Raw genomic sequence first — 14,541 nt, forward strand, 5'->3', positions numbered from 1 at the left:
TTAGCCAGTCCTTCGACAATCCCGCTCACGCCGGGCGTCCGTCGGTGAGGGCCTCGTTGGTGTCGGTCAGGGCCAGCTCAGGCGCCGTGAGGACGGTCTGCACCTTGAACGCTCGGTCGCCGACCAGCCACAGGGCGCGGCCCTTGCCGGCGATCGCCCAGCCGGTGACCACCCGTTGGGCGATCGGGGTCAGCCCGAGCATGGTGGCGAGCTCGTCGGCGACGGCCTGGTCCTGGCCGTGCAGCACCTTGACGTCGCACAGGTGCAGCAGGTCGCGGGCGATGGCCACGGCCTGGGAGGAGGCGTCGCCGGCGGTGAGCATGTCCGAGGGTTTGTGCGCGAGCAGGATCTGCACGTCGGCGTCGCGGCGGGACAGCCGCAGGTTGGCGTCCAGGCTCTTCATCGCCTCGGCACCGAGGCGCATCTGCCGCCAGGTCTCGTCGCGGATGACGATGCGCAGGTCGCCTGGGTCGGCGATCTCTCGCATCGCCTGTCCCCAGGAGTTCAGGCAGGTCAACGCGATGCCGACGGCCTGGTCACCGAGCGGCTCGAGGCGGGACAGCGACAGCGACTGGATTGGCGCGCGCCAGTCGACCTCGATCGACGTGTGGTCGTCGAACAGGCCGGCCAACGATCCCTTGACGAGGGAGCCGAGGGCATCGCGCAGGGTGCGGGTGGCGTCGAGGAAGTGCCGCCGGTCGGCGTAGCGGCACGAGGCGACGAGGTCGTCCGTGGGCTCGTCCAGGGCTTGCCACAGCTGCGGGATGGTGGGCTCGGTCAGCCGGGTGGCTCCGCTGCGGTAGCCGGTGAGCAGTCGCAGCGCCTCGCCGACGGCGGTCTCCTCCACGGGGCCGAAGGGCACGTTCTGCGAGCCGACCAGGCCCCGGATCAGCACCAGCCAGCGGGCGAACATGATGGCCTCGCGGCGGCGGGCCTCGGCGGCGTCGAGCTGCTCCCAGCCGTGGCCGAGCGGGCCGAAGGCCAGTGGGTTGACTCGGGCGGAGAGTCCGTGGCCGATGACGAACGGCTCCACGCCCAGCGCGCGGCACAGCGGCTCGTACTCGTCCTTGGTGTCGCCGAGGACGAGGGTTCGGTAGCCGTAGGCCAGCATCCGCAGCGCGAAGGCCTTGACGGTGGCGGACTTGCCGCGGCCGGGTTTGCCGAAGACGACGACGTTCGGGTTGGTGACCGGGATGTCGTCGTCGGTGACCCAGCCGATCGGATCGCAGTAGAACGCTCCGCCCGACAGCAGGTCGATGCCCATCTGTGCACCGGTGGGCGGTAGCCCGCTGCTGGCGATCAGCGGCCACACCACCGGCGTCTGCTCCGACGTCATCCGCCACACCGACAGCGGCGCGGTCGCCGCCGCCCGGCCCCGGCCACGTCCGCGCGGCCCGCGGCGAGACACCAGCTGGGCGAAAGGGCCCCGCTCGCGTGGCGCTATGTCCACGGTGGGTTGCGCTGGCAGTCGGTGGCCGAAGTCGTCGAGGAGGACGGCGACGTCCCGGCCCCGGCGGGAGCCGCGGCGGTTCATCGTCGTGCCCTGCGGTCGGGCAGCCCGACGCCGAGGGGAATGGCGGCGGCGGCGAAGCCGGAGTCCTGCGCCAGGTCCAGCCGCAATGGCACGAAGCCGGCGGCACGGATGGAGGCGGCGAGCCGGCGGCCGTGCTCGTCCACCGGCCACGTGGCCGGGACGGTGACGCAGGCCGCAACAGCGGGACGGACGAGTGCCCGACCGGCGGCCAGCTTCTCGTCGGCGGCACCGATCCGCTCGGTGTCCCGTCGCTGCCGGGCCCGCTGCCGAAAGCCCATGCGGGCGCGCAGCTCGTTACCGGTAGTGGCGCTCATCTCCTCCCGCCCGACCACCCGGGTGGCTCGGTCCAGCGTCAGCGGGGCGAGGAACACCGTCAGGCAGCGCCGCTCTCCCGCCGTCGTCGGGACCAGCACCGGGGCCAGTGCACCGAGTACCGCCCCGGAATCGGGCAGCAGGATCGTGTCGGTGACCGACGCCCATGCGTCGTGGACGTAGTGGCGCACCTCGGCGCGGGCGTGGGTGGGCCCGGCGGCCGCCATCGGCACCCCGGTCGCCAGCTGGGCGCCGTTGGCGGCGGCCAGGTCGGCGGCAATCAGTGGGCCACGGTCGCCGGGAGCGAAGCCGGTGCGCACCGCGGCAGCGAGTGCCGCCGAGTCCAGCCAGGTGACGGCGGTGCAGCCGACCGGGCCGCGCAACGCACTCTCGACCTCGGCCATCACCCCGTGCAGCACCCGGGCGCGGCCGTCCACCCCGCCGCCGGACTCCTTCGCGGCCCGCCCGATCCGGCTCTCGCCGACGACGACGGTCACGAAGGCCTCGGTACGCACCGCGGCCGGGGTGAGAGTGGCACCCAGCAGTGCGTTCACCCGGACGGCCAGAGGGGCGGCGTCGGAACGGGTGTGGGCTCGTTCCCACGCGGCGCGCTCGGCGCCGTCGTCGGGCACCGTGCGCACCTGCAGGGCCAGGACGTCGATCAGTTCGGTGCGCGCGGCGATCTCACACAGCTCGGCCAGGCCGGCGCCCATCCGGTCCCGCTCGCCCTGCTCGGCCAGGCCGATGCCGGGATGGTCGATCCGCGCCACGGCCGCCCAGGTGCGCGCCGCGGAGTTCTGCACGATCACCGGGCGGGTGAACAGCTGCCCGTAGGGCGGTCCGTCGTGGGTGCGGATGCCGGCGAGCACTCCGGGCAGGTCCGCCTCGGACAGATCCTCGGCCGTCCCGGACGCGGCTCGGGAGCCGAACACCGTCCAGCCCATCGCACCTCCGATCGCGTGGAGGCAGAGATCGGCGAACCAGCGGCCCGCGGCCCGCCCTCGGATGGGGATCAGCAGCACGGCGGCCAGCAGCGCCCACACCGGCAGCCAGATGGCGAACAGCCCCCATGCCTGCGCGTTGAGGGCCAGCAGCGCCGGTACGCCGGCGAGAGTGACCAGGGCCAACTGGGCGCCGGTCATGCCGAGGAACCAGCCGGAGACGTCGCGGGAGTAGTCGCCGTAGCGGACGGCGTTCATCGGGCGTCGTCCTGGTGGGGGCCTATCGGGCCGCTCTCGTCGGGCCGGTCAGGTGCCATGCCGTCGAGGCGTTCGGCGGGCCAGGCCGCAGGAGGGCTGTCCTCAGGGGGCTGGGCGTGCCCGTTCTCGGTCGGTCTCGTCGGCATTGTTCCGCCGTCGTCGGGACGGCGCCTTCGGCCCTGCCCGCCTCCGGTCGCCGTCCCTCCTGTGGCGCCGTTGCCGCGCGCCGGTAGCCGGGCGGGCAGCGGCTGCCCGTAGTAGGGGTGGGTGTGCCCGACTCCGGCGCCCGACAGCACGTCGGACGCCGAGGCGGCCACCCCCGCGGCCAGTCGGCCGGCCGTGGAGGTGCCGGTGGTCAGCGCACGCAGAGCGCCGGCGAAGCGCCCGCTGGTCGCCGCGTCCGCGGTCGACTCGCCCTGCGCGCGGTCACCGGCCAGCTGCGCCGCGGCGCCGGAGGCGGCCACACCACCGGATGCGGCACCCGACGCCGCGGTGGCCACAGCCGCTCGCCCGCCACCGGCCTTCTGCAGCGCGCCCATGACTCCGCCGGACGCGGCCAGCGAGGAGCGCAACGCCGCACCACTCGACGTGCCCGGGTCGACGAAGGCCAGCAGCCGGAACAGCGCCAGCGGACAGATGGCTCCGAGCAGGATGAGCAGACAGCCGACCACCGCCATGCCGATCGCGGCCTCGGTGCTCGTTTCCTCAGCTCCGGTGATGATGCCCTCGGTGATGGCCACTCCGACGCCGAGGACGAGCACGGCGACGGGGGCAACCAGCAGCGCGGCGAGGAACCAGCGCAGGCTGCGCCAGAACCACGTACTCGACGTCTGCGCCAGCAGTCCTCCTGCCGAGATCGCCGAGGTCGCGGCCAGCACGATCAGCGCCGCCTCGCGGACCAGCATCAGCAGCAGGTAGCCCACGCTGGCCGGCACCAGCAGGAAGATCGAGCTGACCCCCAGCACGGTGGCGACCGTGCCGTCGACGAGGTCGCGGCTCACGCTGATCGACGGGTCGAAGGCCGCCATGGTGTCGACGTCGAGCAGGCTGCGCAGCAGGGCGGTGGTCAGTCCGGAGACCCCGGTGACCAGCAGCGCCGCCACCCCGACGTAGCCGGCCCACACCAGTCCGAACTGCACCAGCCCGATCAGCAGCCGGCCCAGCGTCTGCCCGTCCCGGCGTACGGCCGCGATGCCCAGCTGCACCATGGCCATCATCGCGGCCACGGTCGCGCCGATCCCGAACGTCACCGGATAGACGGCGGCCAACGGGCCACCGGCGGACAGGTCCGGGGTGGCGAGAGCGTCGATCACCGAGAACGCCAGGCCCAGCAGCCACAGCCCGGCCTCCCACAGCGACAACATGGCATTGACCCAGACGTCTTCGACCACGGCGCCGGCTGCTTCGCCGACCGCGCAGAACGGGTTGATCGGCAGGCACGGCAGCGAGCCGGGCACCCCTGGAACCGCCGGAAAGGCCGTCACCATCTGGTCCGCGGCCGCTGCTGGACCTGTGGACACCAAGCAGATTGCTAGGGACAGAAGAAGGACCGCTCCCAGTCGGCGCCCCCAGCCGCTACGCCCTTCACGTCGCTGCTCAGACATAGCGCAGGTCCCGGTAGCCGGCTGCGATGGCAGCGTCGGTGCCTGGCCAAACCGAGGGCGCCGGCGCCGGCTCCTCCCCCGGGGCGATGACCCACCGGTCCCCGACCCAGGCCATGCGCTGGCAGTCGGCGATCGCGATCCGGGAGGTCTGCTCCACGGTGACGGTGAACTCGAAGTTCACGCACACCACGGCGAAGTCCTCGCCCACCGTGCCCTTGATCAGCCCCATCACCGGACGGACGACGATCGCCAGCTGCGGCGACCCCGCACCGGACAGGCCCGCTGCAGACAACAGGCTCGCCATGCCGTCCACTCCGGACCACGTCTCTGAGGTCGGCCCGCCAGGAACGGCCCACTCGGCGATCACCCGTCGCACGCCGTCCATCGAGCCGCTCTGCATCGCCGTCACGTCGATCGCCGCCAACTGCGCCAGCGCACCCTCAGGAGTTCGCGGAAAGCCGGTGGGCACGTCCGCGGGGCCTACGCCGGTGGCGCGCGGCAGCTCGAGGACGCCGGCAGCCTGGTTCGACACCGGGCCGGGCAGCGCGTCGTCGGGTTCGGCGGTCGGCATCGGCGCGGCGGCCAGCGCATCGTGCCGCGACATGTCCCGGGAAGGAGCAGCAGCCTGTCGTGCGGCGTCCCTCTCGTCTGGCTCCTCGGTGAGCCCTCCGACGACTGCCAGGACCAGGCCGGTCAGAAGCGCCAGCGCGACCACCGCGCTGGCCACGAGCGCCGTGAGGAGACGCGCGGGGCTCCACTCCGGCGCACCGCTCCCCCGGACGTCGAGACGGCGGCGCATCAGGTGCACCCACTGCCGGTGATCGATCCGAGGATGACCAGGATGACTGTGTAGGTGATGGCCACCATGACGACCACCGCGATGCCCATCGCCCCGTACCGGGAGGCATGCGGATGGGAGAACATCCGGCCCACCAGGACCGAGCCGAGCGAGACGACCGCGGCGATCCCGATCAGCGCCAGCACCCCCCACTTCACCCACGCCGTCACCTGATCGGCGAAGGCCTCCACTCCCGGCGGCGCCTCCGGGCAGACCGCCGCGGTCAACTCCACCGGCGCCGCGGTGGCAGGCAACGCGGTCAGCACGACCAGACCCACAGCGACGAGCGCGACGGTCGAGGCTGCCCGTACCGCTGCTCTCCTGCGGGGGCTCACTGGGTCTCCCCCGCCGTGCCCGGCTGGAACGCTGCCGCCCGGTGCCGATGCCGAGGCTGCGGTGGCACGGCTGGCATCAGCAGCGCGGCCAGCGACCGGCCGGCAGCCTCCACCGCCTTGGGCAGCCGGTCCCCGGTCAGACCGGCGGTCTGCAGTCGTCGGTCGACCGGAACTCGGATCACCCGCCCCTGCGACCGCAACTCGCGAAGCCGCGGAACGCAGTTGGCGTTCACCGCCTGGGGCCAGCGCGCCGGGCCCACGACGGCCACCACCACCGGCTGCTCGACGAGCTGGCTCAGCACGTGCTCGGTCAGTCGCATCCCCGGCACGGTCGGCCGGCAGACGACGACGGTGCGCGTGCGGGCGGCCGCCAGTCGGGCCACGTCTTCCGGAGCAAGCAGCCCGAGGTCCAGGACGGTGATCGCCGGTTCCTCGTTGATGGGGAGGACCGGCCAACCGTCAGGCTCCACGTCTGCGACGCGGCGGTCGATAGTGACGCGGTCGCGGGAGCCACGTCGCCAGGCACCGGCGGCGTCGGTGCCCAGCTCCGCCGACGCCGCAGCAATCAAGCCCGACCGATGGGGACGCGCAGCGTCCACCAGGTGCACTCGCCGGTCAGTGGCCGCCGCGGCGTCGCTGATGGCCAGCGCCACCGTGGAAGCGCCGGCGCCGGCGTGTGCCGTTACGACCGTTATGTAGTCGGCCCCCAGCGCGTCGATGTCACCCCTGCCCATGACAGTCGCGTGCGCGCTGTCACCCCTGTTTGCGCCTCGCCGCGGCGCTCTGTCACCCCTGCCAGCGGACGGCTCGCGGTGAATGTCCTCCCGAGCCGGAAGCGCCGTGCTGTCCCCGTCGAGCCATGAGCGGCGCGGAGGTAGAACCGGTACACCCGCCGGTGCAGGGTCCTCGGACACGGAGAGCTCCTGGAGACGCGTCGACGCCACCGGCCTGCTTGCGGCAGCTCGCGGACGACGGGCGCGCAGCTCGCGGAAGGCCTGCTGGATCTCCGCGACCGACAGCTGTCGACCGTCGGGGTCGCGGCCGTTGGCCACACCGCCCGTCGCGACACCGGTTTCTTCAACGTCCTGCAGCAGCGGACTCACGCGACGGCCGCCAGGTACTGCGGTGCCACGCCGCGCAAGGCGGTCAGGGTGCGGTTCCGCCGGCGGTACAGCGTGCGCGTCGTGATGCCGTGCGCGGCGGCGACCTGCTGGTCGGCGCGCTGGTGTTGACGGTCGCGGCTGCACTCGGTGTCGATCAGCAGTGCGACGTCCTCGGCGTCGATCCCTGAGCGCACCGCCCACTGCAGCAGGTCGACGACGTCGAGGTCCTCCCCCTCCTCGTAGGCGGTGGCAGATGCGATCCGACCGATGTCGCCCGTAGCGGTCAGGAGCTCGACTCGGTCGCGGTGGTAGCGGCTGCTGGGGCGCAGTTCGGCGAGTACCGCCCGTCGGGTCTCGGCGCGTAGGTTCGCCGCGATCGCGCGAGGCCGGCGCTGCCATGGGTAGCGACGGATCTGGCAAGCGAGCTCGCCGACGACCACGGCAAGGATGTCGTGACTCAGGTCTGCGAGCTGCCTGGCCATCGTGTGCGCCAATCCGCTGAGCAGGTGAAGGGTCAGCAGCAGCGCGTCGTCGTCACGGCTCCCGTCCACGGCGGCCAGCCGAACGAGCGCAGCGAGAACGACGTCGCGGCGGTCCTCCGGGCTGCCCTCGACCCAGACTGCGAGCAGGTCGTCGACGCTGCTCAGACCGGCCAGAGTCGGCTCGGTGGCGGCCCAACGGACAAGGACGGCGTCGCAGTCCAGGCGTGCAGCCAGCGTCGGCCAGCTGCCGACGATGGTGGGGTCGTAGAACATGTGTGGTCCTCCGGCATCGGTGGGATGCCGTCGACGCTCCGCAGCGACGTTCAACGAGCCGTCACCCTCGGCAGGGGTGACAGTGCTGGTCACCTCACCGCGTCACCCGTTCGTTACCGCTATCGCGTCCAGGGGACTCGGCATTCCTTCGGGCGAGGGGTGACGTACTCCAAACACGACCGTGAAAGCGGCACGTCTCGGGGTGACGCTTGGTCAACGGCTCGACTGCGACGGTTGATCATGACCGTGCGCGAAGTCGGCCCGAGTCGCCTCCACACAGCGTTACTCGCTCACGAGAAACCCTGTCAGCGCTGCTGCACGTAAGGGGAAAGAGCAGGCTCCGATTGACATCTGACGTCGGTCGATGTGACATGCACTAGTGCGAGTAGTAGACGGCGGAATCTCCAGTGCCCGTGCTTTCGACGCCGTCCTCGCCGTTGATGGCCTGGCCGTCATCGGAACGATCGGATTCTTCGGGCCGGCGGCGGTCCTCCTCGCAGTTGTGACCGGCGCGGTCATCCGAGACCGCCGTCTGGCAGCACGCGAGAACGAAGAAGCCGAGCAACGCACCGAGGCGCCTGAGTGAGCCGAACTTGTCATGTTCCATCGTCGACACACTTGGGAGCTCACCTAATGACCGCCTCCGCCTCCCGCTCCCGCCGGTTGCCGGCGGCCCTGCTGCTCGCAACCGTCGTTTCCATGACCGGCTGTGCTGGGACGGACGAGTCGGAAGCCGGGGCACAGGGCAGTTCCAGCTCGCCGGCCAGCTCTACGACCGCGGCGACGTCAGCAGCCCACAGCACCACCGCAGCGCCGGAAGGCACGAACATTGCTGTGTCGTACATGGGCGGTCAGGTGACCGGAGATTCAGGCCGGATCCCGGTCACGCCCGGTGACCAGGTGACGATCACCGTCACGAGCGATGTGGCCGACGAGATCCACCTGCACGGTTACGACCTCTCCGCTCCCGTCGGGCCGGACACCATGAGCGCGTTGACGTTTCAAGCGTCGATCTCGGGAGTCTTCGAGGTAGAGCTGGAAGAGCTGGGCACGCTCCTGTTCACCCTCTAGGTCGGATGACACTTCTCGCCCACGGGGTCGGCTCGAGGACCGACCTACCCATCCCGTTGGGGCTCGCGCTCTACGGCGGCGGGGCCGCTGTCCTGATCAGCTTCGCGGCCTTGCTGCTCTTCTGGCGCAAGCCCAAGATGGGCGACTCGTCCTCGGGTCGAGCGCTGGCGGACGTGGTGCAGGGCGCCGTGGACAGCTCAGCCGTCCGTCGGGGGCTCCAGATCCTCGCGCTGGCGGTCGCCGTCTTCGTGACGGTCGTCGCCTTCGCAGGTCCGGACGAGACCTCCCGCAACATCGCGCCGTGGGCTGTCTACGTCACCTTCTGGGTGGGGCTCGTGCCCGTGAGCCTGCTGTTGGGTCCCGTATGGCGGATTGTCAACCCGCTGAGGCTCGTCCATCGAGCGCTCCGGGGCATCGCCGGCCCTGCCCGAGCAGCCGAGACACTCCCCCGGCTGGGCCTGTGGCCGGGGGCCGTGTCCCTGGCGGTCTTCGTATGGCTCGAGTTGGTCCCGCCGCAGCGGGCTGAGCCTGCGACCGTCGGGTGGTTTCTCGTTCTGTACGCCGTCATCCACACCGCCGCCGGGTTCTGGTTCGGGGAGGGTTGGTTCGCTCGTGGTGACGGCTTCGAGGTGTACTCGACGCTGCTGGGACGACTCTCACCGTTCGGACGTCGCGACGACGGGCGCCTGGTGCTCCGCAACCCGCTCACGAACGTCATGACGACGCCGGCCGAGCCTGGCCTCGCCGCGGTCGTCGTGGTGCTGCTCGGCTCCACCGCGTTCGACGGCCTGTCTCGAACGGTCTACTGGCAGACCGGGCCGGGAGCGGCGAACGATGCTGCGTCCGGCACCTGGGGTCTAGCCACGATGATTGCTGTGGTCGCCGTGCTGTACGTCGGGGGCACACGCTTATCCGGGCGCCTCAGCCACTTACCGCTGAGAAAGCAACCACGCGTTTTTGCCGCAACGGTCATCCCCATCGCGGTCGGCTACACCATCGCGCACTACTTCAGCCTGCTGCTCCTCGACGGCCAGACGACATGGATCCTGTTGAGCAACCCGTTCGGCCTCGACGGGGTCGACCTGTTCGGCACCTACGGCAATCGGGTTGACCTGACCGCCGTGTCCGCGGACACGATTGCCTACGTGCAGGTCGGCGGGGTGGTCGCCGGCCATGTTCTGGGCGTCACGCTGGCGCACGAGCAGGCTCTTCGTGTGGCGCCGCGAGCGCCTGCCTCTGACCAGTTGCCGCTCGTGGTCGTCATGGTCATGTTCACCTTCGGCGGTCTGGGACTGTTGTTCGGTTTCTGACTCAGCCGTGCGCACCAGTACCAGCCGTCGTCCTTGCGTCACCTCCGGCGGTGCGCTGTGGCTGCTCCGCCGGAGGGCACGCGACAGCGACCCAGTCGGTTCAGGTCATGGTGTGCCGCCGCCGAGCCGAGAGCGCCATGACGAGCGCCGCCGATCCGGCTAGTAGTCCAGCGATGCCGACGACGAGCGCGGTCACGGTCAGTCCCGAGCCATCGGACTCGTCGGCGCTGTCGCCGCCAGCAGCCTCGGTCGCTGCCCCATCCGCCTCGTCGCCGTCAGCTGCGCTGTCCACGAGCGTCAGCACGGGTGCGGGATTCTCGGGCTCGGGCTGGCCGTCGAGCGTGGGCTCGATCCACGCGGACTCTTCACCGTCGTCGTAGGTCTGGAGCGTCGGGAAGGTGATGGTGTCGACGTCCGGGAACGGGCCGCCGTTGATGGCGAAGGTCTGATATTGATCCGGGCCGATTCCCGCCCCCGGCTCGGCGGTCCAAACGATCTCCGTGACGGCTTCGCCGACCTCGGTGCCGTGGACATCGACCGGCGGATCGATCGGGCTCCGTGTCAGGGTCGCGGTCCACCCGGGAATGGGCTTCGTCCGCACCGATGCCAGCGGCGTCTCGGTTGGGATCTGCACCCGCAGCAATACGGTGGAAGCCGTCTGGCTCTCGTTGGGCACCCGAAGGGTCACCTCCCCGAAGCTGCCGGGCGCTGCGTCAGCGGAGCTGATCCCCACGTGGGCTGACGCGGCGGTCACACCCAGGCCCAGCACTGTCGACATCGAAGCGAGACCGACGGTCAGCGTCCGGGCCAGTCGAGGTGTCACGAAGCGCTCGTTCGCCTGAGTCGGACCCGGCCCTACGCCGAACCCGTCCTACTAGATGTCTCAATCGCTACTGCCTACGAGCCAGTTGGACGAAGGACGACAGAGCCACGGCAACGCCTGTTCACCGCGAGTCGACCCGTTCACCGTGACCGACGACGTCGGCGACGGTCCGATTGACGTGCTGCCGGGTCAGCGTTCCCTCAGGAACATCGACGTGAGTCCCATGACTGCCAACATCTGATCGATGTAGGGGTTGTCGCCTCGGATGACCGCGCGGCCGCCCGCCCGGGAGGTGCGCTTCGCCCACCGCTGCAGAGGCGGAAATGCAGTGGAGTCGATGTAGGTCAGTCCGCGGACATCGATGGCCACAACCGCCAACTCCTCCAGACGCTGCTGGAGCCCGAGTCGGTCGACGGTCGGAGCGTCGACCTCACCCCGAAGGTGAACCACCCACCCGTCTCGCTCCTGTTCCACAGAACTGGGCGCCTGCTTGACGGGAGTTGCTCCCCGCTCGACGGGAACGACGTCACTGCGGCGCTCGGACATCCAGCTGACGTGATCCGGCAGCTTGGCCAGCTCCGAGTCCACGGTCCGCTGCACCATCCGCTGCATCGCCTTGCGCTGCAGGACTTGCCGCAGGCGGTTGCCGCCCTGGGAGTCGTGAGTCACGGTCACCGTGACGTGCGTGGCACCCTGCGAGGCATCAGCGAGTTCGACGCGGGTCTGCCAGTTCTCCGACGCCAACTCCAACCGGGTCCCGATGCGTTCCTCCGCGACCCATTCGACGACTTCCCCGCTCACCGCGCCCTGCGGCGGCGGCCTACCGTCCAACCGCCCCTGCGCGCAGACGAAGCGAGTCCCCCTGCCCATGACCGCGTCCGCTTCCGTCCCTACGCCTTCCGAGAAGACGTAGGAGACGTCGCACACCGGGCAGTACGGGGTCAGGGCGGTCAGTGCCCGCCACACGGACTGCCGAGCGAACGGAACCTCGCGTGTTCCTGAGGCGGTCGTCATCCCGTTCCTTCGACTTCGAGGGGCCGGTCAGATCTCTGGGCCGGCACTAACAAGACTAGTAGGAGCTGGCGACACTCCCCTATGCCGACTCTCGCTCGTCTACGATCCACGTTAGGAGAATGTGGATCAGCGCCGTGGAGGAGGTTCCGTGGAGCACGGGCGACACTCGGGCATGTGGGTGCCCGACGAGCCACCGACGTGGGGGCGGATGTTCCTGCCACACCTGGAGGCCTCGTCGGTCCTGGCAGTGCTGAGCCTCGTCGCGCTGGTGGTGTACCTGGCCGCGGTCATGCGGTTGCGCCGAACGGGCGTCTCCTGGCCCTGGTGGCGAACGCTCTCCTGGCTCGCCGGGACTGCGTCTCTGTTCGCCGTCACCGGCACCTGGTTGAACGGCTACAGCATGGTGCTGTTCAGCGTCCACATGACCCAGCACATGGTCCTGTCACTGATCACGCCACTGCTGCTCCTGGTCGCCGCACCGGTGACTCTCGCGCTGCGGACCCTGCCCCGAGGCCAAGGCGTGTCCGGCGTCCCGCGGGCACTGCTCCTCAACGGGCTACACAGCCGCCTGGCACGGCTTCTCGCCCACCCGCTGTTCTCTATCCCGCTGTTCCTTGCGAGCCTCTACGGCGTCTACTTCACGCCACTCTTCGACGCTTTGATGAGCAACCCCGCCGGGCACCAGCTGATGTTGGCGCACTTCGTCGTCACCGGGATCCTGTTCTTCGGGCCGATCGTGGCGCAGGATCCCTGGCCCCGGACGCTGAGCCACCCCGGCCGGATGCTCGAGCTCTTTCTGCCCGTGCCGTTTCACGCGTTCTTCGGCGTCGCGATCATGATGGCCAGCTCACTGGTCGTCGACACGTTTGCCCAGCCCCCGGCCGGTTGGGGCATCGACCCGCTGCGAGACCAGGGCGAGGCCGGCGGCATCGTCTGGGCCTTCGGAGAACTGCCCACCGTGCTGGTACTGGCAGTCGTCTTCTTCTCCTGGGCCAGTTCCGACGAGCGGCGCGGCAAGGCCCTGGACCGGGCAGCCGACCGGACCGGTGACGCCGAGCTGGCGGAGTACAACGCTCGACTTCGCGCCATGGCGTATTTGAACAGGTGAGGCGCGGCGGCGCCGTTCCAGACAGACGGGCAGATTCGAGACCAGGACTTGGCCCCCGCCGGGATCCGAGCCCGCGGGGTACGTCAGCCCCCGCAGGCACCGACAGAGATCCCACGAGCGTTCAGCCACGCAGCCGGGTTTGAGGCTCCGCTGTACATGGCCCCGTTCGGATGCACCTCGAAATGCACATGCGGCCCGGTCGAGTTACCCCTGTTTCCCACCTCGGCGATCTGCTCGCCGGCCACCACACGGTCGCCGGCGCGGACGAAGTAGTCGTTGATGTGCCCGTAGACGTACACGGCACCGTCGTCGCCGAGCAGGTAGACAGCCAGCCCGAAACCGGTGGCCGGCCCAGCACGCTGGACGGTTCCCGAGATGGGGGCGTAAAGCGGCGTGCCGATGGGAGAGGCGACGTCTAGCCCGTTGTGCGAGGTTCCCCAGCGTGCGCCGAAGCAACTGGTGACGCGTCCGGAGAAGGGCGCGGTATAACCGGAAGACCCGCCGGAGCCAGCATTGCTGGGCCTGTTGCTCCGCGCCGCCGCCGCGGCCTCGGCGACTTTCCGGGCCGACGCCTCGGCTGCGGCAGCGGCGGCGGCCTCCTCGGCCTGCTTTTGGGCCGTCCACTGCTGATAGGCGTTCCGTGCCCCCTGCAGCTCGAGAACTCTGATCTGGGCGGCCTTCAGGTCCACCTCGTGCGCCGCCCTCTGTGCGGCCACCTCGGCGTAGACACCTTGCTGGGCGGTCAGCTGCGCGTCCGCCTGCGCTTTGGCGGCCTGGGCCGTCTCCTCGGCGGCAGCCATCTCGTCGCGGGCGGCGCGAGCGGAGGAGTCGGCGTTGGTCTGAGTCACCTTGGCGAACTGGAGCTGGCCGAGAACGTCCACCTCGTTGACTGCGACGTAGTCAAGCAGAGCGGCGCGCTGGATCAGTTCGCCAGGTCCCTCGGAGCTCAACAGCGCGGCCGTCCTGGAGATCGTCGACCCGTTCATGTAGCTGTCACGGGAGAACTGGGCGATGCGAGCTTCCGCTACGGAGACGGCAGCCGCCGCTGCTTGGAGCTCGGCTGCTCGCTGTTCAGCCATCGCCTCGGCCTGCAGGAACGCTTCCTCGGCGATCATGTAGGCGGTCCCTGCGGCCTCGGCCTCGATGCCGACGCGTTCGAGCTGGGCTTCGGCGACCGCTACCAGGCCGGCGATACGGCCGACCTCGGCCGCCGCAGTCGCCTGCTCGGCCTGCGCGGCACCGATCTGGCCGTCCGTGGGGTTGGGAGGCGCGGGCGCGGTGAGACCAGGCGTTGCCAAGCCGACGAGCGCAATGCTGGCGAGCACACCGATCAGCGTGCTCCGCACCGGACGGCGACAACCCGGACGACTCACTGTCGGCCAGCGGTGACCTGGCCGTCCAGCGACTGTCGGGCCGGCCCGTCGGAGAGAACGGTGATCGGACATGGCTCGCTCCCTGGGGAAGAGGGTGGCGGTATGGATGAGCCAGAGCAGAGTCCCACTAACTCAGATAGTAGCGATGGCAACACGCGGCAC

The 14,541-nt window shown here is 70.3% G+C and carries 14 protein-coding genes; 3 read left to right on the forward strand and 11 right to left on the reverse strand.

Going from position 1 to position 14,541, the window contains the following annotated elements; all coding sequences use genetic code 11:
- Positions 1–25: 25 nt before the first annotated feature.
- The 8 genes from CRP29_RS13370 to CRP29_RS13405 form a co-directional block, all read right to left on the reverse strand.
- Positions 26–1,534 carry an ATP-binding protein gene (locus CRP29_RS13370; RefSeq protein WP_097195592.1) on the reverse strand — a complete coding sequence of 503 codons (1,509 nt, stop codon included), beginning with the start codon at positions 1,532–1,534 and terminating at the stop codon, positions 26–28.
- A complete protein-coding gene (locus tag CRP29_RS13375) occupies positions 1,531–3,045 on the reverse strand; it encodes an SCO6880 family protein (protein WP_097195593.1) in 1,515 nt (504 codons plus the stop codon). The genes CRP29_RS13370 and CRP29_RS13375 overlap by 4 nt, the downstream gene beginning before the upstream one ends.
- Positions 3,042–4,502: a hypothetical protein gene (locus tag CRP29_RS13380; RefSeq protein WP_245852791.1), complete on the reverse strand. Its 1,461-nt coding sequence runs from the start codon at positions 4,500–4,502 to the stop codon at positions 3,042–3,044. The genes CRP29_RS13375 and CRP29_RS13380 overlap by 4 nt, the downstream gene beginning before the upstream one ends.
- Positions 4,503–4,641: 139 nt before the next feature.
- The gene (locus CRP29_RS13385) at positions 4,642–5,448 is read right to left on the reverse strand and encodes a hypothetical protein (RefSeq protein ID WP_097195976.1); all 807 of its coding nucleotides are present in this window, start codon (positions 5,446–5,448) and stop codon (positions 4,642–4,644) included.
- The gene (locus CRP29_RS13390; protein ID WP_245852792.1) at positions 5,448–5,765 is read right to left on the reverse strand and encodes a hypothetical protein; all 318 of its coding nucleotides are present in this window, start codon (positions 5,763–5,765) and stop codon (positions 5,448–5,450) included. Before CRP29_RS13390 ends, CRP29_RS13385 begins: the two co-directional genes overlap by 1 nt.
- Before the next feature lie 53 nt (positions 5,766–5,818).
- Positions 5,819–6,556: a hypothetical protein gene (locus tag CRP29_RS22420; protein WP_176522964.1), complete on the reverse strand. Its 738-nt coding sequence runs from the start codon at positions 6,554–6,556 to the stop codon at positions 5,819–5,821.
- Positions 6,557–6,921: 365 nt separating this feature from the next.
- Complete coding sequence (locus CRP29_RS13400; RefSeq protein ID WP_097195597.1) at positions 6,922–7,680, reverse strand: hypothetical protein; 759 nt, start codon at positions 7,678–7,680, stop codon at positions 6,922–6,924.
- 376 nt (positions 7,681–8,056) lie between these two features.
- Positions 8,057–8,287, reverse strand: a complete 231-nt coding sequence (locus tag CRP29_RS13405; RefSeq protein ID WP_141437122.1) for a hypothetical protein — start codon at positions 8,285–8,287, stop codon at positions 8,057–8,059.
- A gap of 26 nt (positions 8,288–8,313) precedes the next feature.
- Between CRP29_RS13405 and CRP29_RS13410 the strand changes: the two genes are divergently transcribed.
- A complete protein-coding gene (locus CRP29_RS13410) occupies positions 8,314–8,751 on the forward strand; it encodes a cupredoxin domain-containing protein (protein WP_097195599.1) in 438 nt (145 codons plus the stop codon).
- Between the two features lie 5 nt (positions 8,752–8,756).
- Entirely contained in the window at positions 8,757–10,061 is a 1,305-nt protein-coding gene (locus CRP29_RS13415) for a hypothetical protein (protein ID WP_097195600.1), read from the forward strand.
- 100 nt (positions 10,062–10,161) lie between these two features.
- On the opposite strand, the gene CRP29_RS13420 is transcribed toward CRP29_RS13415, so the two are convergent.
- Together CRP29_RS13420 and CRP29_RS13425 are read right to left on the reverse strand one after the other, a co-directional pair.
- Positions 10,162–10,884, reverse strand: coding sequence for a YcnI family copper-binding membrane protein (locus tag CRP29_RS13420; protein ID WP_097195601.1), 723 nt, complete (start codon positions 10,882–10,884; stop codon positions 10,162–10,164).
- Positions 10,885–11,073: 189 nt separating this feature from the next.
- Positions 11,074–11,898, reverse strand: coding sequence for an STAS domain-containing protein (locus CRP29_RS13425; protein ID WP_097195602.1), 825 nt, complete (start codon positions 11,896–11,898; stop codon positions 11,074–11,076).
- A 148-nt stretch (positions 11,899–12,046) separates the two neighbouring features.
- Between CRP29_RS13425 and CRP29_RS13430 the strand changes: the two genes are divergently transcribed.
- Positions 12,047–13,006, forward strand: a complete 960-nt coding sequence (locus CRP29_RS13430; RefSeq protein ID WP_040336896.1) for a cytochrome c oxidase assembly protein — start codon at positions 12,047–12,049, stop codon at positions 13,004–13,006.
- Positions 13,007–13,089: 83 nt separating this feature from the next.
- Here the strand turns inward: CRP29_RS13430 and CRP29_RS13435 are convergent, their stop codons facing one another.
- Complete coding sequence (locus tag CRP29_RS13435) at positions 13,090–14,331, reverse strand: M23 family metallopeptidase (RefSeq protein ID WP_245852793.1); 1,242 nt, start codon at positions 14,329–14,331, stop codon at positions 13,090–13,092.
- Positions 14,332–14,541 lie beyond the last annotated feature (210 nt).

It is taken from the genome of Blastococcus aggregatus, from assembly GCF_900221005.1.
GTDB lineage: Bacteria > Actinomycetota > Actinomycetes > Mycobacteriales > Geodermatophilaceae > Blastococcus > Blastococcus aggregatus.